We start from the raw sequence: 22297 nt of genomic DNA on the forward strand, positions 1-22297 counted from the left end.
GGCCGCAGGCTGGCCCCAGCCCCAGCCCGCGTGGTTGATCTACAGGTCACCGTCGTCAGACGGCTCTGTTTTGGCAGTGGATTTAGTCGATGGCGATCGACCGGTTGTGGTCTTTGAGGTTTTCGATCGGGTTGAGGACTTAGTCTCAGCACTCTTGCCAGTGCCCTTAGCCGCTGACTTGGCCGTTGAGGACTTGGTGGTTTTAGCGGTCTTGGCCGTCGAGGCTTTAGTGGTTTTCTTCGTACCACTGGCCTTGCTGGCTGCCGCCGTCTTGGTTGTGCGCGAGCTGGTTCCTTTGCCTCGACCACCGGCCTTGCCTTTTTTGGTCGAGGCCTTGGCGTTAATCCACCCCAGGGCTTCTTCGAGGGAGATATTGTCTAACTCGGTACCCTCTGGCACCGAGGCATTGACCTTGCCGTGTTTGACATAAAGGCCGTAGGGGCCATTAAACACTGCGATCGGTTCATTGTCGTCGGGGTGGGCACCCAGTTCCTTGAGAGGGTCGACTTTCTTGCGGCCTCGCCCTGCCTTGGGTTGGGCCAGCAGTTCGAGCGCCCGATCCAGGGTGACGGTCAGCACATCGTCGTCGCCCTTGAGCGATCGATAGTCGCGGCCCTCTTTACCCTGGTCGTGGACAATGTAGGGGCCAAACCGCCCCTGACCCGCCTTGATAGACTTGCCGGTTTCCGGGTGGGCTCCCAGGTTTCGAGGCAGCATCAGCAATCCCACCGCCATCTCTAGGGTGACCGCCTCGGGCTGGGTGCCCTTGGGGAGCGAGGCCCGCTTGGGGTTGGGGTTTTCGTCGGTGGGTTCGCCCAGCTGTACGTAGGGGCCGTAGGGGCCGATGCGCATAAAAATTGGCTCCCCGGTATCGGGGTGCAGCCCGACTTTGTCAGGGCCTTCGACCTTTTGTTTAATAATGCGCTCAATCTGCTCGGCGTCGAGATCGGCGGGGGGCACGTCGGCGGGTATCGACGCCTTGACCGACTCTTCGCCATTGCCAATTTCCACGTAGGGGCCGTAGCGACCGATGCGAATTTTGGCCTCCAGGTCGTCAAGCAGCACCGTACGGGCAGCGGTGGGGTCGATTTGGGTTTCGCGCTCCTGCACCATGGTCTCTAGACCCTGATCGCCGGAATAAAAGGCTTTCAGGTAGGGTAGCCATTCCACCTCGCCGGTAGAGATGTCATCGAGGGTTTGCTCCATGCGGGCGGTAAAATGCAGATCGACCAGGTCAGGGAAGTTTTGCTCTAGCAGCTCGGTCACTGCAAAGGCAGTAAAGGTGGGGATCAAGCTGTTGTTGACCAGGTTGACGTAGCCGCGATCGATAATGGTGCCGATTACGGTTGCGTAGGTGCTGGGGCGACCAATGCCTTCGCTTTCAAGGGTTTTGACCAGGGTAGCCTCGGTGTAGCGGGCAGGGGGCTGGGTCTCGTGGCCGATCGCCTCTAGATCGGTACAGCCGAGCGCGTCACCCTGGGCTAGGGCGGGCAGCAGCACCTCTTGGTTTTCGATCGCCGCCTCGGGGTCATCCGAACCTTCGACGTAGGCGCGGAAGAAACCGGGAAAGTCAATGCGCTTGCCGGTAGCGCGAAAAATCGCGTTCTCCACCTCAATAGAGGCGGTGATATTGGTCTGGCGGGCCTCGGCCATCTGACTGGCCACAGTGCGCTTCCAGATCAGGTCGTAGAGGGAAGCTTCGCGACCGCTCAAGCCAGTTTCGGCAGGGGTTCTAAAGGTGCTACCAGCAGGGCGAATCGCCTCGTGGGCCTCCTGAGCGCCCTTAGATTTGGTGGCGTATTGGCGGGGCTTGGGGCTGAGGTAGTCGGTGCCGTATTTGGTGGTGACACAGGCGCGGGCGGCGGCGATCGCCTGTTCTGATAGGTGCACCGAGTCAGTACGCATGTAGGTGATGTAGCCCTGCTCGTAGAGATTTTGGGCCACCCGCATGGTGTCGCGGGCCGAGAGTCTGAGCTTGCGGTTGGCCTCCTGTTGCAGAGTGGAGGTGGTAAAGGGGGGGGAGGGTTTGCGGGTGTTGGGGCGCTCCTCCAGGTTGCTGACCGTCCACAATCCAGCCTGGAGTCGAACCTGGAGGTCACGGGCCTGGGCCTCGTCGAGCAGCACCACCTCGCGGCCCTCGGCCACGCGACCTGTCGCCTCATCAAAATCACTGCCGTTGGCCAGGCGAGTGCCCCCCAGGGAGTAAAGCTTGGCCTCAAAGGCATTGCTGTCTTTCAGCAGACTGGCCTTGAGATCCCAATAGGAGCCTCGGCGAAAGGCGCGGCGCTCCTGTTCGCGCTTCACCACGACTTTGACGGCCACCGACTGCACTCGGCCTGCCGACAGCCCTCCAGCAATTTTCTTCCACAGTAGCGGCGACAGGGTGTAGCCCACCAGGCGGTCTAAAATGCGGCGGGTCTCCTGGGCGTGGACGAGCTGGCTGTCAATGTCGCGACAGTTGCTGAGGGAAGCCTGAATCGCCTCCTGGGTAATTTCGTGAAACACCATGCGCCGGGTGGGAACCTTGGGGTTGAGCACCTGGAGCAGGTGCCAGCTAATGCTTTCGCCTTCGCGGTCTTCGTCAGTGGCCAGCAGCAGCTCGTCAGCGTTTTTGAGGGCGTCTTTGAGGGTTTTGACCACCTTTTTTTTGTCGCTGGGCACGATGTACAGCGGGGCAAAGTCATCGTCTGGGTTGACCCCTAGCTGAGCCCACTTCTCACCTTTGACGTTAGCTGGTATTTCGCTGGCCGATCGCGGCAGGTCGCGCACATGCCCCATAGACGCCTCAACCTGGTACCCCGCCGGCAGGTAGTTGCGAATCGTCTTGGCCTTGGTGGGTGACTCGACAATGACAAGGGTTGACATAGGGCGGTTGGCGTTGCGGGTGTGGGCGTTGATGGGCGAGCGAGCGGCGGTTTGGGCGCGGTGGTCAATCACTAGGTTAAACCTCCGGGAGCAAACCCGAGGGTGAGCGTACCCCAGTGATCAACACTGTATGGCATAGGGAGAGGTTCTTCGGTGTCCCCATCCATGAAAACTTAATGATTCACCTTCAGCATCTAGTGGCTCAGGGAGTCTCCTGGGGAGACTCTGGAGGGACATGTTGAGGTTGGTCTATAAGCTACATAGATAGATCATTCCTAGGTTATCGTCTAGCTCTATGTAAACTAAAAAGGGCTTGGGTGACCCCTAGCGGGGCTGGCGCGATCGCGCTACCATCGGCCCATCACGTACTAAAGACCCATTGACTGGCTACGGCACAGTTGACCTACTACGGTACGCTTAAGGATAAATTCGCGGAAAGGTATCCATGGATCTCGGCAATCTCGGGGCGCTGCTCAACGCTGGCACCATCTGGCCAGAGGCCATTCTGTTGGCCACGATTTTAGTGATTCTGGTGGGCGATCTGATTCAGGGCCGCTCTTCATCGACCTGGACGCCCTATGCCGCCATCGTCGGTGGCCTAGGATCGGTGGTGGCCCTGGTCCTACAGTGGTCAATGGTCAACCCCGTCGGCTTCCTGGGTGCTTTCAACGCCGACGACCTGAGCATTGTTTTTCGCGCCATTATTGCCCTGTCGGCGGTGGTCACGGTACCCATGGCCATTCGCTATGTGGAGCAGTCAGGTACTTCTCTGGCCGAGTTTTTGGTGATTTTGCTGACTGCCACCCTAGGGGGCATGTTTCTCTCTGGTGCCAGCGAACTGGTGATGATTTTCGTCGCCCTAGAGACCCTAAGTATTTCGTCATACCTGCTCACTGGCTACATGAAGCGCGACCCCCGATCCAATGAGGCAGCGCTTAAGTATCTGCTGATTGGCGCAGCCAGCTCAGCCATCTTTCTCTACGGGTCGTCGCTGTTGTACGGGCTGTCTGGGGGCCAGACTCGGCTGGGGGCGATCGCCGCCAACATCGTCAGCGACGGTACCGAAGCGCCCATCGGCCTGGTTGTTGCCCTCGTGTTTGTGATCGCTGGCATTGCCTTCAAAATTGCCGCCGTACCCTTTCACCAATGGACTCCCGACGTCTACGAAGGGTCGCCCACGCCGGTTGTGGCCTTTTTGTCAGTAGGCTCTAAGACGGCTGGCTTTGCCCTGGCCATTCGTCTGTTGGTAACCGCCTTTCCTCTAGTGTCAGAGCAGTGGCACTTTGTCTTTACCGCCCTGGCCATTCTCAGTATGGTGCTAGGCAACGTAGTAGCCCTGGCCCAAACCAGCATGAAGCGCCTGCTGGCCTACTCGTCTATCGGCCAGGCTGGTTTTTTGATGATTGGCCTAGTCGTTGGCACCGACGCAGGCTACGCCAGCATGATCTACTACCTGCTGGTCTATCTGTTTATGAACCTGGGTGGCTTTACCTGCGTGATCTTGTTTTCGCTGCGTACGGGCACCGATCAGATTAGCGAGTATGCCGGTCTCTACCAAAAAGATCCACTGCTCACCCTCGGTCTCAGCATTTGTCTACTTTCCCTGGGCGGCATACCCCCCATGGCCGGTTTCTTTGGCAAGATCTACATTTTTTGGGCGGGCTGGCAGGCGGGTGCCTACGGGCTGGTTCTGGTAGGCCTGGTCACCAGCGTGATCTCGATCTACTACTACATCCGTGTGATCAAGATGATGGTGGTCAAAGAGCCCCAGGAAATGTCTGACGTCGTCAAAAACTACCCCACCATTCGCTGGGATCTTCCCGGTCTGCGCCCCATGCAGGTCAGCCTAATTTTGGCGGTCGTGGCAACCTCCCTAGCAGGCATTTTGTCAAACCCGCTGTTTACCATCGCCAACCAGGCAGTGATAAACACACCTATGCTACAAAGCCCTGCGGCCCAGGTCGCCATTACCCCCGGGCCTGCCCTAGAGCAAAATTAGACGGGGTAGCGCCTAGACAGGTTTTGGGCAAGAATGGTCGCCTACCCCACAGCAGCTACAGTCGTTGTGGGGTAGGCGAGAACCAACCATTGGTGAAACTGTTACTCAGAAATCGCCTTAAAAGCGCCCTTAAAAGCGCAAGACTACCTCGCCTCTCCTTGCCAGTGCTGGCTAACACCGCACTCTGAAAATGGGGCCTACATTAATTCTAGGTTGGGTTAGAGCTTTGGGCAGAGGCCGGGGCCAGCTGGGGCCGAGGTTGATCGGCATGGCCAGCTAGGGGCAGCAACAGCCGACTGTGGGTGCGGCCATCGTCAAGTATAGAGAAAGCTACCTCGCCCCCCAGCTGATCGATGAGCAGTTTGCAGATGGCCAGGTGTAGACCTGGTGGGCCGTCTAGGGTTGAGGGGGCGAGCACATCTGCCGGATAGCCCTGGTTTAGGTCGTCTAGTAGCCGAGGCGAGCAGTGACCGTCGTCGGTGATAGAAATCTCCACCCAGTCGAGGGTCAGGGAACGACACCACAAATCGATGCGGCCTCCTAGGGGCGATCGATTGCAGGCTGCTGCCATCACTTCGTAGAGAATCAGCTCGACTTTGAGCATGTCGCCGCCCAGGACTACGTTGCTCTCGTTGTGCACCTTAGACCAGAGCTGACGGGCTTCTAAAATCGGGTTAACCCGATCGATCAGCCGATTGATCAGGCTGATCAGGGGCATGGTTTGATAGTGATGATGAATCTGCCAGCGTTCGCCTACCAGCACTGCCTCAGCATTTTCCATTGCGGCGGTCACTTGGCTGTGGAGCAGCTTGAGCTCTTCTCTGATAGGAGATTCTAGCCCTTGCAGGTAGCCTAGCTCCTGACCCAGCTTACCTAGGGTACGGTAGAGATCTTCGAGGCGGTGGTGCTTGTACCAGTTGAGGTTTTCCAGCTCCTGGCGCTGCTGGGTCAGCATGGTAGTCATGGCCAGGTGTCGTCGCGACCAGGCCAGCTGGCTGGTGAGCAGCTTAAAGATCGTCAGGTGGTGGCTGGTCCACTGCCGATGTTCAGGTGAGACCGCCACCACGACGCCAGTGACCAGGTGAGTGGGGGCAGTTCTGAGGGCGGTCACCAGTAGCCGACTTCCCTTAGGAGCGCTAAACCAGGCGGCGGTGTCGGCGGGCAGCTCATCTACGCTGAGGGGCAAAATGCCGTCGGTCTGGAGCGCCCAGTTAATCACGGCATCGCTGCTGAGGGGAATGAGATGGGCCGCGTTGACCCGAATGTTGCTGTCTTGGCTGACCACCTGGGTCACCGCAGCGGTGCTGCTGTCGGCGGGCCAGCTGATCAACAGCACCGTGCCCCCCTGGAGCAGCTGCATGATGTGCTGCAAGGTGGTCTGCTCTAGCTGATCGGGAAGAAGTCCCTTGTGCAACGCCTGCAGCCCCCACTGAATCGATTCGTAGATATGCTGCTGCTGGTCGAGCTGGCGCTGGAGCTGCCACTGGTGCAAAATGACGCCGATCTGTCGGGCTACGGCCTCAAGGAGAGACTGCTCTGTGGCGATCCATTGGCGGCTGACGCGATCGCACACCAGCACAATGCCCTCTGGCGCTCTACCGGGGGCCGCATTGCACACCAGCACTGAACGGGCACCCAGCTCTAGCAGGTAGGGCCGCCAGGCCATCAGCTTGAGGTCGTGGGTCAGGTCGTCAACCGAGATCGGCGCAGGGCTGCGCTCCAGCATTTGCCAGTCGACGTCGTCAAGGCAGGGCCACACCATGGGCACCCCCTGGGGCTGGCTGGCCTGGCTTTGAAAACAGAGGTCATAGCCGTTGCGATCGGGGTTAAACAGCAGCACAAAAAACTGCTGAATCGCCAGGCGATCTTGCAGCACGGTAAAGCAGGTTTGCAGGGTTTGCTGCCAGTCCACATCGCCGTGGATGCCCTGGATCACTCCAGCGGTGAGGTGCCGGTCGAGCTGAATGAGGCGATCGCTCTCGCGACTGGCCGCCGCTGGTAAAGTCAGGCTCAGCAGCTGGGCCACCCCGATGAGAAACTGCTTTTCGGTGTCGGCCCATACCCGGGGGCGGTTGCTCTCCACTGAGATAAAGCCCACCACGTCTCCCTGGGAGCTGATCGGTGCCACCATCACGGCCTCTGCCTGAAGGTGCTGCATCAGTCGGTCAGATACCACCGCTTTGTGCGCGCCCCGACTCTCGCCCACTACCACCAGCTGCTGGTTACAGAGAGCCTGGTACAGCGCCCGCACCTCCTCCAGAGGAATTGGTGTACCGTAGCCTCCTGACTGAACGGTGGCTCGCAGGGCCGCACAGGGCATACGCTGCCAAAAATAGTTGCCCTTGGGCTCTAGCCAAAACACCCGCGATCGGTGGGGTGCAATAAACCGCTGGGCCTCGCGCAGCACTTCTTTGAGCTGACTGTCAATGTCGGGGAGAGAGCCTAGATGACCAATGAGCGCTAGCAGCGGTTGGTCTAGTCGCTTGGCCTGCTGCCGCTGCTGCTCCGACTCAAAGTGGTGCAGCGCCTCAGCCAGTTCGCCCATGACAATGGCCAGGTACGATCGCTCTCCCAGCGAGGCGCTTTTGCCCCAGTGAGTAGAGGCCAGCACCAGCAGGCCATAGCAAACCTCCTGGTAACGAATGGGAAAAATGATGGCGCTTTGCAGCGCAAACTGCTTGGCGATGGTGCCCCACTCCCCGGCCCGAATTTCGTTTTGCAGGTCGGCTACAACCATCGGGCGCTGTTGCACGATCACCTGCTCCATCACATCGCCAGGGGTCAGGTTGATGACAGTGCGAATCGATCGCATTTGGGCTGGGCTGTGACAGCCCTTAGCCATCAGCCGATGGTTGACGCGATCGTAGCGCCCCATCCAAGCCACCTCAAACTCCAGCTCTTGGTGCACATGGTCGAGGGCAATGGTCACCGCCTCCTCTGCCGTAGTCGCCCCCCGCAGCGCTTTTAGCAGGCGCGACAGCACCATGATTTTCTGGTCATGCCTATCACTGGGAGAATCATTAGATCGCGATTGCGCCATTGGTGTGAACAGTCTCCTCGCTTACAGGGAAATGGATTAGTAGACTACACCTGGCTTAGAGAGCAGCATCAATCTCAACCCCAGGTCTGCTTGAGGCCCAGGGCAGAGCCGCCGCCCGATGCATGTCCTACTCCGTCCTGGAGACTTCCCCCCCAAGACGACAGTCAATCAGGTTTACCGGCCATTATTTCTGTAGACTCCACCCCGATCTGTTCGCAGCCTTGAGTTGGTTCTAGGGTGATGGTAGATGAGGCTGCTTTAATAAGAAATAGACACTAAGAGCAATGGCCCTTGGCAGACTAATCCTCAATGAGGACTAATCGAAAGCCGCAGCAGCGCCCTTGCCTAAGCCTGCTAACCCTCATTACTCACCTGGTGTGCTCTCTCAGGTAAGGGCTAAGGTAAGCCAGTACTGCCCAGGCAGTCTGTCTACATCTAGCCTAACTACCAGTCTACCCTGCCCACCCTTTTGCACACACCCCTAAGGCCGTGAAAGATCCCTACCGTCAGTTTGTCCGACCGCTGCTATTTCATGCGGTCACCCTTGACCCCGAGTTTTTACACCAGCGCGCCATCGATCTGTTAGCCTGGCTGGGGCAGACAGACTCCGGGCCACTGCTGAGTCACGCTCGCCCCTGGCTCCAGCGGCAGTTTTGCTTAGCCGACGATCGCCTCACCCAGACCTGCTGGGGCCTCACCTTTGCCAATCCTTTGGGGCTGGCTGCTGGCTTTGACAAAGATGGCCAAGCGGCAGGAGCCTGGCCCCTGCTGGGCTTTGGTTTTGCTGAACTGGGCACTGTGACCCGCCACCCCCAGCCCGGCAACCCGCCGCCCCGACTGTTTCGCCTATTGCCAGACCAAGCCGTGCTCAACCGCATGGGCTTTAATAATCAGGGTGCTGCTGCCCTGGCCGATCGCTTGCGTTCTGACTGGCCAACGGCCCGCCCCACCATTCCCATCGGCATCAACCTGGGCAAGTCAAAGGTGACAGCCCTGACCGAGGCCGCCGCCGATTACCGGTTTAGTTTTCAACAGCTTTACCCCTACGGCGACTACTTTGTGGTGAATGTGTCGTCGCCCAATACGCCGGGGCTGCGATCGCTGCAAGCTGCCGATCAGCTCAGCCCCATCTTGGCCACCTTGCAGGATGAAAACCGCGACAGCAAACCGATTTTGGTCAAAATTGCCCCTGATCTATCCTGGGCCGACATCGATACTGTTATCGATCTGGCCCAGACCTACGGTCTAGCGGGCATCATTGCTACCAACACCACCATTGCCCGAGCGGGGCTCAAAACCGAAACCCTGCTGCAAACCGGCAATCGGGTCGCAGACGAGGCCGGGGGCATTAGTGGCGCTCCCCTCCGGCAGCGATCCACCGAGGTCATTCACTACATTTACCAACGCACCGGAGGCACTCTGCCAATTATTGGGGTGGGCGGCATTTTTACCGCCGCTGACGCCTGGGAGAAGATTATTGCCGGGGCCACTTTGCTACAAATTTATACCGGCTGGGTCTATGAAGGGCCTTGGCTGGTACCTCAGATTCTCCAGGGGTTGCTGGCAAAGCTTGAGGAGCACCAGATAGAGACGATTGGCGAGGCTGTAGGGCTGAGCCATCGAGCCTCGCCACGGGTGCCTCAAGAAACAGTAGTTAGGGAATAACCCTCAGCGTTACTCCAGGAAGGGCGATCGCCCTCCCTGGAGTAATGGCAGACCCCATAGAGTTTTACTTTTGGCCGGGTGTTATTTTATCGACCAAATCCTTGACTTCGTCAACGATTCCTTCTTGCTTGGGGTGAGCTTGGCGGTACTGTTTGAGATTGTCTTTATAGGTTTTTTGCACGCCGTTGGGGTCGTCAATCACCTCAAGGGCCTCTTCGTAGGCCTGGCCGCGGGGTTCGTGGGTCATTACTTGATCGACTGGGATCGACGCATCAGCCATATTAGCCGCATAGGCAGGCTGGGAGGTGACCATGAGCCAGCCCATGAGGCCCACCAGGCCAGCTAGGGCGAGCGATCGCAGATGACGATCACAGAATGCTTGCGTCAGGGCAATTAAGCGTTGCATACAGTCTCCTGATTTTTTTAGGGTGAGAACAGGTTGCCTGGGTAGAGAAGTCGAAGTGCGGTGAGCGTCGGTACAACTTGGCTGCGATGACCAAAAGTTGACTGAGCTGTGTCGACTGAGTTGTATGGTACGAAACCCAATGGCTGCCCCTCTCTACCGCCGGACACATTCTGCGGGTTGAGGTTTGGCCGCCAAGGGGTTGAGGCGCTGGCCCAAAGGCGGAGGGAGGCTCAGCTAGCACAAGACCCAGAGGTTTGAGAAACCCGATGGCTCGGTTTTCGCTTGGGCACCTCGGTCGTTTACGACAGTGAATCGGCTGCTGTAGGATAGGTGCTTATGTAAAATTCCGGTCAGGTTCAGGCATCGGCGTCACCAGATCGGGCGCCCAGCGTCTCGGGCTTGCGCCATTCTTGGTCTGTGACATCGTTGCCATGATTCCTCAATCTCAGTTGCAAAAGCTCGAGTCTTGCCCCGAGGGGCCATTGCAGATTTTGCCCCGAGCCGCAGCCGCAGCTGAAGATCTAGCTCATAGAGGGCTGGGCAGTGGAGAAACTGGTCTGACGCACCAAACGCTGACCCTGTCGTTAGCAATACCTACCTATAACGAAGGTAAAAACATTCGCCCCCTGGTAGAGCGCTTGACCGCGCTGCTTGACGCGGCACTACCCAACGACTACGAGCTGATCGTGGTAGACGACGACAGCTCTGATCTAACCTGGCAGGAGGCTCTGGCCCTTACCGCTACCTACCCACAGCTGCGGGTGATCCGTCGCCAAGGTGAGCGGGGTCTCTCGTCGGCGGTCATTCGGGGCTGGCAGCGGGCACAGGGGCAAATTTTGGGCGTGATTGATGCCGATCTCCAGCACCCGCCCGAGGTGCTAATCGAGCTGCTAGAAGCCATTGGGAAGGGGGCCGATCTAGCGGTGGGCAGTCGCCACGTGGAGGGCGGCGGCGTCAGCGAATGGAGCCTGGCCCGGCGAGTGCTGTCTCGGGGGGCACAGACCTTGGGGCTGCTGCTGTTGCCTCAGGTGGTAGGCCGGGTGAGTGACCCCATGAGCGGCTATTTTATGGTGCGGCGGGATGCGATCGCCGGCCCGCTGCTCAACCCCAAGGGCTACAAAATTTTGATTGAGGTGCTGGGGCGCGGTGACATCGACACCATTGCTGAGGTGGGCTATGTGTTTCAAGAGCGCCAGGAAGGGGCCAGCAAGGTCACCTGGCGACAGTACATCGACTACATCCATCACCTGCTACGGCTGCGGCTGGGGGGGCGGCTAGGACAGCTACACCAGCGGTTTCCGATGCAGCGGTTTGTGCGCTTTGGCCTGGTAGGCCTCAGTGGCGTAGTGGTGGATATGGCAATTCTCTACCTGCTCCACAGCACCCTGGGACTACCCCTCACCCGCAGCAAAATTGTGGCGGCGGAGGTGGCCATTCTCAACAACTTCATTTGGAATGACGCCTGGACCTTTGCTGACATCAGTATGCTGCAACGGGGCTGGTCAGCTCGGCTGAAGCGCTTGCTCAAGTTCAACCTGGTCTGCCTAGCGGGGCTGGTGCTCAACGTGCTGGTGCTGAATGTGGTCTACAACCTGGTGTTTGGCCAGCGCTGGGCTTATCTGGCAAACCTGGTGGCGATCGCGATCGTCACCTTCTGGAACTTCTGGCTCAATCTCAAGCTCAGCTGGCGCGTCACCCAGGTCAAGTAAAGGGCAATCTGCTATTTTGCCTGTCCTTGAGGTAGCCAAAAGATAAACTCAGTGCCCTGCCCCAGCTGGCTTTTGACCTCGATCTCACCCCCCTGCACCTCTACTAAGCGGCGGCAGATGGTCAGTCCCAGGCCAGTGCCGCCAGAGTTGCGATTGCGGGAGCGATCGGCCCGCCAGAACCGCTCAAACACGTAAGGTACATCTTCCTCGGCAATCCCGATGCCAGTGTCGGCGATGGCAACATAGACCCGCCCCGGCTTGGCCCAGGCGTTGACCGTCACTGCTCCCTTCTCGGTGTAGCGCAGGGCATTGCTGATCAAATTGATCACAATTTGCTCAATGCGGCTGGGGTCGGCGTAGACCGAAGGCAGATCAGGAGGGCACTGCAGAGTAATCACCACTCGATCGTCGCTGAGAAACTGATCGGCAAAGGGGCGCACTAGGCCACCGAGCAGCGGACACAGAGCCACCGTCTGGGCCTGAATCGGCAGATAGCCCGCCTCTAGCTTAGACAGTTCTTGGAGGTCATTTACCAGCCGCTGAAGACGGGTAGTTTCGCCCGCTAGCCGCTGGTACAGTTCTGTCTCAGGCAGCACTGTCCCGTCAGCCAGCCCCTCCAGATAGCCATGGATGATGGTTAGGGGTGTGCGCAGCTCGTGGGTGAGGTCGCCAATTAGCTCCCGGCGATGTTCTTCGACCCCGGCTAGCTCTGCCGCCATCTGGTTAAAGCTGCTGGCCAGCCGCTGGACTTCGATAATTTCCGACGGCGGCACCCGCTCGTCTAAATGGCCGGCTGCCACCGATCGCGTCACATCGGCCATGCGATCGAGGGGGCGAATAATGCGCCGCGACACCCAGTAGCTCAGCCCTCCCGCCGTGCCCCCGCCCACCAAAATAGCCCACAGCATGCCTCGGCTCCAGGCAGCCTCTAGCCCCTCCACCATCTGGGTGCGCCGCTGCACGCTCAGCACCCCGTTCTCATAGCGCTCAAAGAACACGATAAATAGCCGCGGGGTGTAGAGGCGACCAAACAGCGCCAGGGTAAAAATACCCACCCCCATCACCGCCAGATGGGACCAAAACAAGCGACTACGCAGGCTATATTTGGCCATAGTAAAAACAACGGGGCTCAGCCCAGCAATGGAGTCAGCCTAATCCTAGCGATTAAGCGAGTTTAGAGAGTTCCAGCTCCATACCTATCCAGTCTCCCGCTGCGACCGGCCCAACGGGCCGAGTTCGCGTTATGGGAAGGGATGTTTTTAAGTTGGAATACCTTTAGGTAGGAGTACATTGCAACTCGGGCAGCTCTTCGGGCAAGATTGCCCCCTCCACAGGGCAGACCTGAAGACAGATGCCGCAGTCAATGCAGGTAGAAAAATCAATCCAATACCAGTCGGTGCCTTTGATGTTTTTTGCTGGCCCTTCATGGATGCAGGCCACGGGGCAGGCGTCGACACAGTCGGCAACGCCTTCGCAAACGTTAGTCACAATGGTATGGGCCACAGATTCTCCTCACGGGCATAGCTACAGACTGATTGACCTACCCTGCCCCTGCCCTTGAGCGAGAAACTTGGGTGCAGAGAGAGCCACAGCCATTCATCACGTTAGTTCAGAGATTCAATATCTGGCAAGCCGTCAGGGCCAATCCAGGCGATGCGGCTGATGCGGCGCTGTCGGGCTAAATCGCGGGTTGCCGTCGCAGATTCTCCCGCCGCTAGGTGTACCTCAGCCCGCACCAGGCTGGGAGAGTCCCGCAGGGTCTGGGCATAGGTAAAAGCTGCCGCCGCCGCCTGGGGCACCGTCGGCACCACCAGCCAGTCACTGGCGGGAGTATCTTGGGGCAGGTAACCCGTGGGCAGCAGGGCCTGGTGCAGCGCCTCCATATTTAAGACAAAGCCAATTCCTGGGAACCCCTCGCCCTCGCCCTGAAACACCCCCAGCAGATGATCGTAGCGCCCTCCTTGCCCCAAAACCTGACAGCCCTGTTCGGGGCCAGTCACAACCTCAAAGACCAGCCCTGTGTAGTAGTCAAAGGGCTGAATTAGGCTCAGGTCGAGGGTAAGACCTGGAGTACTGGTCCCCCCTGCTCCCACTTGGTCTGGTTTTACATCCCGCAGCAGAGCCACTAGAGACTTGAGCCGCTCTACTGTGGCCTGGGTATCTGCGCCCAGGTCAAGACTGGCGATCGCCTGCAACACGTCCTCAGGGTGGCCCCGCAGGTCTAACAAGTACAGGGCATGCTGGCGCAGATCAGGGGATAGATCTAGGGTCTCTAGGGTCACCCGGTCTAGATCGGCCAGGGCCTGGCGCACCGCCTGGCGCTGGTCGGGGGCAAAGGGCTCGAGCAGTGCCTGGGTTAGCTGAGCATCCCCCAAAATCAAACACCATGACTCAATGCGCAGGCTGGCCAAGCAGTCTAGCAGCAGCAGCACAATCTCTCCGTCAGCCACGGCGGCCCCTGCTCCCAGCAGCTCTACCCCCGCCTGGTAAAACTCCTGCTGGGTGCCGTGACTGCCCTGGGCCGCCTGACGAAAGACATTGGCGTTGTAGTACAAGCGCTGGGGATAGGTCACCCGAGCCAATCGGGTGACCGCAGTACGGGCAATCGAAGCCGTCAGCTCTGGGCGCAGGCCCAATCGCTTGCCTGCCGACGGCTGCAGCTCAATCACAGCATCGTGATCGATCGCCCCACCAGCCATGAGTGTGTCTAGCTGCTCTACGGTAGAGGTAATGATGCGGTGGTAGCTCCAACGCTGAAACACCTGCTCCAGACGATCTTCAATCCATTGCTTTTGGGCCACGTCGAGGGGCAGCAGATCGCGGGCACCGGCGGGAGGCTGGTAGATCATGATTTTTTCTTACCTCCAAATAGACCAAAAAAGCCGCCACCCTTGTCAGAGTCTTTAGGGTTAGTCCCTTTGCCACTGGCGGACTTGAGGCCAGAGAGCTTCGCCGACCCGGTGGTAGATCCGGCCTTGTCTACCCGAGTGTAGACAAGTTTAGCCCTCTCGTCATTGGGGTTAATCTCTAGCGCGCGCTTAGCGTGAATGCGAGCCATCGTACCCTGCCCGGCCTTGAGATATAAGGCGGCCAGATAGCTGTGACATTGGCCGTCGTTGGGATACGTTTTGACTGCCTCTCGCAGTTCCATAATGGCGCGGCTGTAGTCTTGGGTCTGCTCGTACCCCTGAGCCCGGTTGATGTAGCTCTCTAGAATGGTTCGGGCCGGCCTGGGGGGCGGGGCAGACCCTGCGGCTGGGGCGGAGGGCATGGGTGCTGCCGCCTGAGCCGGTGGTTTAGCGGGTGCCCCCTCTATCTGGGTAGTGCTGCGGTAGAGATAGACCAGATTGAGCTCACTGAGCTGGCCCATAACGCTAGTGATGGTGTTGAGATCATCAAACTGAGTTTCAGCGAGGGCGTTTACAGATTGTCGATAGACCTGTTCGCTGTTGGGAACTTTGATCAGGGCCTGGGCGGCAGCGGTGGAGACCGAGGGCGGCGCACTGCCTCGGCGGAGCGACTGCCCTTTGAGTTTGAGCACCAGCAGGTGCTCCGTAGCCGATTTTTCTTGGCTTAAGGCTTCGTAGGCGGGGTTAACTAATTTAGATAAAATCTCGCTCGCTTGACGGGCATCTGCCACCGCTGCACCGCCTAGGCTATCGGGGTGCAGCTTGCGAGCTATGGTCAGGTAGCGCTTGCGGACGGCTTTAGCATCGGCGGTAATAGGTACCCCTAGCACAGCGTGAAAGTCGTCAAAACCCAATTGAAAAAGCCCTTGGTCTGGTTTCATAGTCGCTTACCTGGGGGATGGCGCGGGGATGCGGTGCTCAAGGAAGTGGTTTTGAGGAGACAGGCCCTGGCACTATACTCTGGTGCCACCCCTCCAACGTCAATGGGGCAGACCACCACAGTTTAACTGTCTCCTATGGTTTTTTAGCCGGGAAAGTCTAGATCGAGTGGCGGCAGCGCGAGGGGCTTAATCTGCCTAAGAATACTGCCCATGGCATTGTGAATGTGACCATTGGTGGCCAGCAACCGCCCAGCCATGATGTCGAGGGGCGCACCATCGTAGGTTGTGACTTGGCCACCGGCCTCACGCAGAATCGCAATGCCGGCGGCAATATCCCAGGGCGCCAGGCCCCGCTCCCAATAGCCGTCGAGGCGGCCACAGGCCACGTAGGCTAGATCGATCGCCGCTGAGCCTCCCCGGCGCACCCCCTGGGTTAAATGGGTGAAGTGGCAAAACTCGGCGTAGTTGTTGTCAGAGGTTTCGCGGCGATCGTAGGCAAACCCGGTCACCAATAGACTCTGGGCCAGCTGATCGGTGCCAGAGACATGAATGGGACGACGGTTGAGGGTAGCTCCCAGGCCAGCAGCAGCGCGAAATAATTCTTGGTGAATGGGGTTGTAGATCACCCCCAGCACCGGTTCGCCCTCGGCCAACAAGCCAATGGAAACCGCGCAAAAAGGGTATTGGTGGGTGTAATTGGTAGTGCCATCGAGGGGGTCGATCGCCCACAGTAGATCGGCATCGGGGTTGCCTAAAGCTCCCGACTCTTCGGCCAAAATACCGTGGTCAGGGGGGAGATGGCGACGAAGCACGGCCATGACTTCGGCCTCGGCGGCGCGATCGGCTTCGGTGACGAGATCCCCCGATCGCCCCTTTTCGTCAATGGTGGTGAGATTACCCCAGTAGTGTTGGAGTACTGCTCCAGCGGCCAGGGCGGCTTCGGTGGCGCTGTCTAACCAGCGCTGGAGATCAGAGGCAGGCGGCAAAAACATAGCTCGGGTAGACAGGAAAGATGGATCTGCGGAACGTTTTACAGAGCTGGACAGCCTAGTCTTCCTCTAGGGGGAGGGCTCGACGCACTTTGCCCTTGCCAAAGTAGCGGCCAAACTGAAGCTCGTAGACCTCGTCTTCGTCCTGGGTCTCGGCCTGAATGGGGCTGCGGGGATAGCTGACGCAGAGTAACGCGTAGCCTTGGGCGCGCAAGTCAGGAGAGAGACCCATAGCCTCAGGTTGGTAGACTTCTCCCTCTAGTAGGCGAACGGCGCAGGTGGTGCAAGCGCCGTTGCGACAGGCAAACGGTAGCTCAACTCCCTGGCTCTCGGCAGATTGGAGAATGTAGCGGTCTTCTGGCACCTCAACGGTGTAAATACGCCCAGTTTGACGATGGTGGACTGAGATAGTGTGGGTGCAGGCCATAGGGTCGAAAAATGAGGAGATGACAGCAACAGGTTGACTCAGGCGAGGTAAAAAAAGATCAGTGTGCCGAAAAGGCCGACGAGCATGACCCCAGGAGATCAGCCCTAATGAGACATCGCTCCAGTAGGTTCTGCCCTGGTGGGCATTCTAGTGGGCATTGTGTAGCCTCACTGTCATGATCTCATGAAAAATTCCCCACTGACCGTTTGGACATTTTCTCTAGCCAAATTCGTCTGCCCCTGTTAACCAACTCCATTATTTGATACGATAGCCACTCAGCGGTGATACACCGTCCCCTGGAGAGATGGCCGAGCGGTTGAAGGCGCAGCACTGGAAATGCTGTTTAGGGGTGACTCTAACGAGGGTTCGAATCCCTCTCTCTCCGTTGTTATTGTTGAACTTTCTCGCAGGGCTGCATTAGAGTGCTGCTTGAGAAAAAGATCTAGGCCTGGCAGGCTGCTGCAACTTGGGTTGTGCACGCAGGCTCAAGTTAAGGCTCTTAGACCCCAGCCCAGCCTGACAGCCCATTTCTGAGTGTGCTCCAGCTTGTGGTCTACGCTCTGCATGGCTCCTTTAGGCCCATCGCGACGGAGCCCACCTGCGGGTGTGGCGGACATGGCCAACAAAAATATTGATGGCTCACATCTTTAAAGGAATGTGTCAAGGGCGCTAGTTACTCGTCGAGATCTGGGCATGCTGAGCATCAGTTATCCAAGACCTAGCCTCAATTTTGAGCTGCCCTGTGGCAGTAACTTGACCGACAGCCACCGAGCAGCTACTACAGCGCTTAGGCTATTGGGCCGGGCTTGCTCGGGAAGTCAGACTATGGGTGTGCTATTTGAGACTTCTACCATTGCCCAGTTTCTATTTTCAAGGACTTAGTCCACGTGAAAACGGCGATCAATACAATTGGCCACCGTCTGCGCCGCAGACTTGCTCCTCGGGCCTCTCGCTGGTGGAGAGCCATACCGCTTCAGACCGGGGGCAAGATTGTACTGTTGGCCAGTGTGCTAGCCAGCGCCTTAGTCACTGGGTTCAAGGTTATCAATGGTCTTGAACCGGCTGAGCTATTTTTGTTTGACCACTTAGTGCGATGGTCAAAGACCGGCCTTTCAGGACCATTGCGCCCCAGCGTAGATCTTGACCCGCGCATGACTATCGTGGGCATAACCGAGGCCGACATTCGCCAGTACGGCTGGCCCCTCAACGATGACATTTTGGCCCAGGTGATTGATAATCTCCAGGCTCACGATCCCAAAGTGGTGGGCCTAGATCTCTATCGCAGCAGCTTCCGACCACCGGGATCTGACGATTTGATCAGGGCAATGGCGGCCCCTAACCTGATCGCTATCATGAATGTGGGCAGCACCATTGGCCAAGATGAAGTGCCGCCTCCGCCCACGGTAGAAGACGCACGGGTGGGGTTTAATGACTTTCCTACCGACTCTGACGGTGTCATTCGCCGCAGTTTAGTGTACGTGCGCAGCCCCGATGGAGGCTATTACTCCTTTGCGCTGAGGGTGGTGATGGCCTACGCTGGCTATTCAACAGAAACACTCAAAGCCACAGATAGTCATTTGCATTTGGGCGATCGCGCCATCCCAGTGCTATCGGGCCAAGACGGCGGCTACCAAGATGTCGACAGCCGCGGCTACCAGATTTTGCTGCACTACCACAGCGGCCACATGCCCGCCCGGCACCTTTCCATCAGTCAGGTGCTAAGCAACAAGTTTGACCCCGCCTGGGTCAACGGCAATATCGTGCTGATCGGCACCACCGCCGCTAGTCTAAAAGACCGTTTTTATACCCCCTTTAGCTTTGACCAAGACAATGAACTCACCATGCCTGGGGTAGTCATTCACGGTCAGATGGTGCAGCAACTGCTCGATATTGTCAGCGGGCAGCCCGCCCTCTATCGGGTGCTGCCCCCCCCCGCAGAAGGGCTATGGCTGTTGGGTTGGTGTTTGGCCGCCGGCAGTGCAGCCTGGGCAATGAAGCGGCCCAGTGGCCTGCTGCTATCAAGCGGTCTGCTGCTAACGGGCATGATGACGACCGGCTGGGTCGGGGTCAACCGTCTGGTATGGCTACCCTTAGCAGAACCCGTCACCGGCATGGTGGTGGCAACGGCCATCGTGCTGGTCTACAAATTGTTCTACCGCTCTACCCACGACTCGCTCACGGGTTTGCCCAACCGCGAGGCCTTTATGGGCACTATTCAGCAGGCTCTACAGCAGCGACAATTCTCTGACCCACCGGTAATCGTGGCCTTTATGGGCATCGATCGCTTCAAGGTAATCAACGAGAGCCTGGGTCACCAGATGGGCGATGAGGTACTGCGAATGATGGCCCAGCGGCTGGTGCAGCACCTTCCTCCTGAGGCCAGGGTGGCCCGCGTGGGGGGCGATGAATTTGCCCTGCTGCTGACCAATCAGCCCACCGCCGAGGCCGGACAGCTGATGGATCACCTCCAGTATGTGCTGTCAGAGCCGCTCACCCTGCGCGGACAAAAACTGCCCAGCACCCTCAGCATTGGCGTGGCCATCACCCAGCCTGAGCTAGAACACAAGCCCGTCGATCTGCTGCGCGATGCCCACACCGCCATGTACCGGGCCAAGTCGCTGGGTAAGTCTCGGTTTGAGGTGTTTGCTGCTGGCATGTTGACCGAGGCCGTCAATCGCCTACAGCTCGAAAGCGACTTGATTAGCGCCCTCGACAATGAGGAATTTTTGCTCTACTACCAGCCGATTATCAAGCTCCAAACGGGTGAATTGGCAGGGTTTGAGGCTCTGGTGCGGTGGCACCAAAAAGAACGGGGCTTTGTGTTGCCCAGCGCTTTTATCCCCGCTGCAGAAGAGACCGGACTAATTATGGCCCTGGGCCAGTGGATCTTTCGCGAAGCCTGTCGGCAGCTGCACAGCTGGCACGAGGCCTTTCCCCACTATCGCCACCTGACCATGAGCATCAATCTCTCCAATCGCCAGTTTGGTCAGTCCGACTTGATCGGCCAAATTGAGGCCGCCCTGCGGGAAACTCAGGTAGACAGCCACTGTGTGCGGCTTGAAATCACTGAGAGCATGGTGATGGGCGATGTGGATGCAGCCATTGACCTGATGCTGAAGCTCAAGTCCCTCGATCTCAAGCTGGCGATCGACGATTTTGGCACTGGCTATTCTTCCCTAAGCTACCTGCACCGCTTCCCGATGGATACACTAAAGGTCGATAAGTCCTTTGTGGGCCGCCTCGAAAATAGTAACGAAGACCGCGCCATCATCAACACCATTTTGACTTTGGGCCAAAAGCTCGGTATGGAAGTGGTCGCCGAGGGGGTCGAAACCGCTACCCAGGTGGCTATGCTGCAGCAGGAGGGCTGCGACTACGGCCAGGGCTATTTCTTTGCCAAACCGCTGCCGGCTGAGGCTGCCCTAGAGTTGCTTCAGCAGTACCATCCCCTGGCTTGCTAGTCTGCGGGCAGGGTCTTATCCATCGCTGCCGATGTGAGGGTAGGACTATTCCTTGTCCTGGGGAAAATTTGTGTTAGGAATCTGGCACAATCCTTGATTTTGACCATTACCTTGGATTCTCAACTGGTCTACAATGATCCCAGATGAAAATCAGGAGCCTAACTAGGCTGCAAAATAATAGTTCGCTCCGTTAGGCTCTCCCGGAAGGTAGGCCCAGCGGCTTTTTTAAAATATCCTTTACGTTGTTATTATCAATGTCTGTTGGTGACGCCACGTTTAGAGCAGCCGTTTTAGAGTCAGAGCTACCGGTTCTCGTTCATTTTTGGGCCCCCTGGTGTGGCCTCTGTAAAATGATAGTTCCGGTTTTGCAGGCGTTTCAGTCTGAGTGGGAGGGCCAGGTGCTGGTGCTGGATGTCAATGCCGACGAAAACCTTCGCCTGGCCAATGCCTACCGCCTCTCTAGCTTGCCTACCCTACTGATGTTTGATCAGGGCCAGGTTTGCCAACGTATTGAATCTTTTCGCGGCACCGAAGACTTGAGGCTGACGCTGGATGCTTTTATGCGCGATCGCGAGTTGACCTACGAGATTCCCCGTCTGGTTCGCATTTATCCCTAGAATGCCGGTCTTCAAAGTGATTTAGATGTCTTGAGGCATGAGCGGCCTAGGGTTGGAGGTAACCTTCGACCAATAGATCGTTGCCCAAGGTGCGCCAGGTGACGCGCTCTAGAGGCAAGGCTTTGTCCATGGTGTGGATGTCCAGATCGCCGATGGGGGTGGGAGATTGTTGTCCGCCCGCCAGTTTTGGTGCCACAAAGGCCCACAGCTTATCGATGACGCCATCGGTAATAGCCTGAGCAGCTAGCTGACCGCCACATTCCCACAGAACGTTGGCGCAGCCGCGATCGTAGAGCACCTGGGTCACCGCTCTCGGTGTGAGGGCCGGTAGGGCTAACACCTCTACTCCCTGATCTTGCAGCGACTGCTGGCGATGGGGGTCGGCCTCTAGGCTGGTAAAGATCAGGGTGGGGGCTACCTCGGTTTGCCAAAGGTGGGCCTGAGAAGGCAGGTCGAGACGACGACTCATGACCACTCGGCAGGGATTGTGAAGGCTGTGGCCGTGGGTGGTGAGGTGGGGATTGTCGCAGCGTACGGTATTGCCACCGACGACGATTGCATCGCAGGTGCTCCGCAGCTGGTGCACAGCGGCCCGGGCGACGGGGCCGGTGACCCAGGCGCTGTGGCCGCTGGTGGTGGCAATTTTGCCGTCTAGAGTCATGGCATATTTGAGCAGCCCTAGCGGGCGCTGGCGGGTCGCTCGGGTGACAAAGCCCTCGTTGAGCCGCTGGCAGGCGGCGGTCTCGACGCCAACGGTAACCTCAATGCCCGCCTGGCGCAGGCGATCGATGCCCGCTCCGGAGACCCTAGGGTCGGGGTCGACCATGCCCACCACCACTCGCCGAATCTGAGCGGCCACAATGGCTTCGGTGCAGGGGGGGGTGCGTCCGGTGTGGTTGCAGGGTTCAAGGCTGACGTAGAGGGTGGCCCCGCGCGCCTGACCACCCGCCTGGGCCAGGGCAAAGACCTCGGCGTGGGGCTCACCGGCCCTGGGGTGAAAGCCTTCGCCCACGACCAGGCCTCGGTTCACAATGACGCAGCCCACCATCGGGTTAGGGGCTGTGCGGCCCGCTGCCATGGCGGCTAGCTCTAGGCAGCGCTGCATCCAGCGGCGATCGGCCTCGGTCGATATTTCCTCTGGGCCATCGTCTGGAGAAAAATCAGTGACAGGAGGTTGACTCAAGGTTCTTAGGGGAAAGGGGGGCTGTGAATGCAGGTGGAGGCGATCGCTGCCTCACCTCCGCCAATTTTAGACCGCCGTCAGCCTCGGCATTCCATCCGTAGCAGCCGTGGGTTGCGGTAAACTAAAGCCTATCCACTAGGTGAGTG

General features: G+C 58.4%; 15 protein-coding genes and 1 tRNA gene. 6 read left to right on the plus strand and 10 right to left on the minus strand.

What is annotated here, in order from left to right; genetic code table 11:
- Positions 1-39 precede the first annotated feature (39 nt).
- Positions 40-2865 (minus strand): type I DNA topoisomerase, encoded by a 2826-nt coding sequence (gene topA / locus AC0QKW_RS23150; RefSeq protein WP_473153663.1) that lies wholly within the window; start codon positions 2863-2865, stop codon positions 40-42.
- Between the two features lie 445 nt (positions 2866-3310).
- Between topA and AC0QKW_RS23155 the strand changes: the two genes are divergently transcribed.
- Positions 3311-4864: an NAD(P)H-quinone oxidoreductase subunit N gene (locus AC0QKW_RS23155; protein WP_473153469.1), complete on the plus strand. Its 1554-nt coding sequence runs from the start codon at positions 3311-3313 to the stop codon at positions 4862-4864.
- A 208-nt stretch (positions 4865-5072) separates the two neighbouring features.
- On the opposite strand, the gene AC0QKW_RS23160 is transcribed toward AC0QKW_RS23155, so the two are convergent.
- Positions 5073-7850: a sensor histidine kinase gene (locus tag AC0QKW_RS23160; protein ID WP_473153470.1), complete on the minus strand. Its 2778-nt coding sequence runs from the start codon at positions 7848-7850 to the stop codon at positions 5073-5075.
- Positions 7851-8393: 543 nt separating this feature from the next.
- Between AC0QKW_RS23160 and AC0QKW_RS23165 the strand changes: the two genes are divergently transcribed.
- Positions 8394-9569, plus strand: a complete 1176-nt coding sequence (locus AC0QKW_RS23165; RefSeq protein WP_473153471.1) for a quinone-dependent dihydroorotate dehydrogenase — start codon at positions 8394-8396, stop codon at positions 9567-9569.
- Between the two features lie 64 nt (positions 9570-9633).
- Here the strand turns inward: AC0QKW_RS23165 and AC0QKW_RS23170 are convergent, their stop codons facing one another.
- Complete coding sequence (locus tag AC0QKW_RS23170) at positions 9634-9975, minus strand: hypothetical protein (protein ID WP_473153472.1); 342 nt, start codon at positions 9973-9975, stop codon at positions 9634-9636.
- 431 nt (positions 9976-10406) lie between these two features.
- Here AC0QKW_RS23170 and AC0QKW_RS23175 point away from each other — a divergent pair, with 431 nt between their 5' ends.
- Positions 10407-11684 carry a glycosyltransferase gene (locus AC0QKW_RS23175; protein ID WP_473153473.1) on the plus strand — a complete coding sequence of 426 codons (1278 nt, stop codon included), beginning with the start codon at positions 10407-10409 and terminating at the stop codon, positions 11682-11684.
- Positions 11685-11695: 11 nt separating this feature from the next.
- Here AC0QKW_RS23175 and AC0QKW_RS23180 read toward each other — a convergent pair whose 3' ends face one another.
- From AC0QKW_RS23180 to AC0QKW_RS23205, 6 genes are all read right to left on the minus strand, one after another.
- Positions 11696-12796 carry a sensor histidine kinase gene (locus tag AC0QKW_RS23180; RefSeq protein ID WP_473153474.1) on the minus strand — a complete coding sequence of 367 codons (1101 nt, stop codon included), beginning with the start codon at positions 12794-12796 and terminating at the stop codon, positions 11696-11698.
- A 163-nt stretch (positions 12797-12959) separates the two neighbouring features.
- Positions 12960-13187: an indolepyruvate ferredoxin oxidoreductase subunit alpha gene (locus AC0QKW_RS23185; protein WP_473153475.1), complete on the minus strand. Its 228-nt coding sequence runs from the start codon at positions 13185-13187 to the stop codon at positions 12960-12962.
- A gap of 101 nt (positions 13188-13288) precedes the next feature.
- Positions 13289-14533 (minus strand): ATP phosphoribosyltransferase regulatory subunit, encoded by a 1245-nt coding sequence (locus AC0QKW_RS23190; protein WP_473153476.1) that lies wholly within the window; start codon positions 14531-14533, stop codon positions 13289-13291.
- Complete coding sequence (locus AC0QKW_RS23195; protein ID WP_473153477.1) at positions 14530-15474, minus strand: J domain-containing protein; 945 nt, start codon at positions 15472-15474, stop codon at positions 14530-14532. The genes AC0QKW_RS23190 and AC0QKW_RS23195 overlap by 4 nt, the downstream gene beginning before the upstream one ends.
- Before the next feature lie 143 nt (positions 15475-15617).
- On the minus strand, positions 15618-16466 hold the full coding sequence (locus AC0QKW_RS23200; RefSeq protein WP_473153478.1) for an inositol monophosphatase family protein: 849 nt from the start codon (positions 16464-16466) through the stop codon (positions 15618-15620).
- Between the two features lie 55 nt (positions 16467-16521).
- Positions 16522-16890, minus strand: a complete 369-nt coding sequence (locus AC0QKW_RS23205; RefSeq protein WP_473153479.1) for a 2Fe-2S iron-sulfur cluster-binding protein — start codon at positions 16888-16890, stop codon at positions 16522-16524.
- Positions 16891-17188: 298 nt separating this feature from the next.
- On the opposite strand from AC0QKW_RS23205, the gene AC0QKW_RS23210 reads away from it, so the two are divergent.
- The 3 genes from AC0QKW_RS23210 (at position 17189) to AC0QKW_RS23220 (ending at position 20968) form a co-directional block, all read left to right on the plus strand.
- Positions 17189-17275 (plus strand) — tRNA-Ser (locus tag AC0QKW_RS23210).
- Positions 17276-17777: 502 nt separating this feature from the next.
- Positions 17778-20351 (plus strand): putative bifunctional diguanylate cyclase/phosphodiesterase, encoded by a 2574-nt coding sequence (locus tag AC0QKW_RS23215; RefSeq protein ID WP_473153480.1) that lies wholly within the window; start codon positions 17778-17780, stop codon positions 20349-20351.
- Positions 20352-20605: 254 nt separating this feature from the next.
- Complete coding sequence (locus tag AC0QKW_RS23220) at positions 20606-20968, plus strand: thioredoxin family protein (protein WP_473153481.1); 363 nt, start codon at positions 20606-20608, stop codon at positions 20966-20968.
- A gap of 46 nt (positions 20969-21014) precedes the next feature.
- Here the strand turns inward: AC0QKW_RS23220 and ribD are convergent, their stop codons facing one another.
- The gene (gene ribD, locus AC0QKW_RS23225) at positions 21015-22151 is read right to left on the minus strand and encodes a bifunctional diaminohydroxyphosphoribosylaminopyrimidine deaminase/5-amino-6-(5-phosphoribosylamino)uracil reductase RibD (protein WP_473153482.1); all 1137 of its coding nucleotides are present in this window, start codon (positions 22149-22151) and stop codon (positions 21015-21017) included.
- Positions 22152-22297 lie beyond the last annotated feature (146 nt).

The sequence above is a fragment of the Pseudanabaena sp. PCC 9330 genome (genome assembly GCF_055795045.1).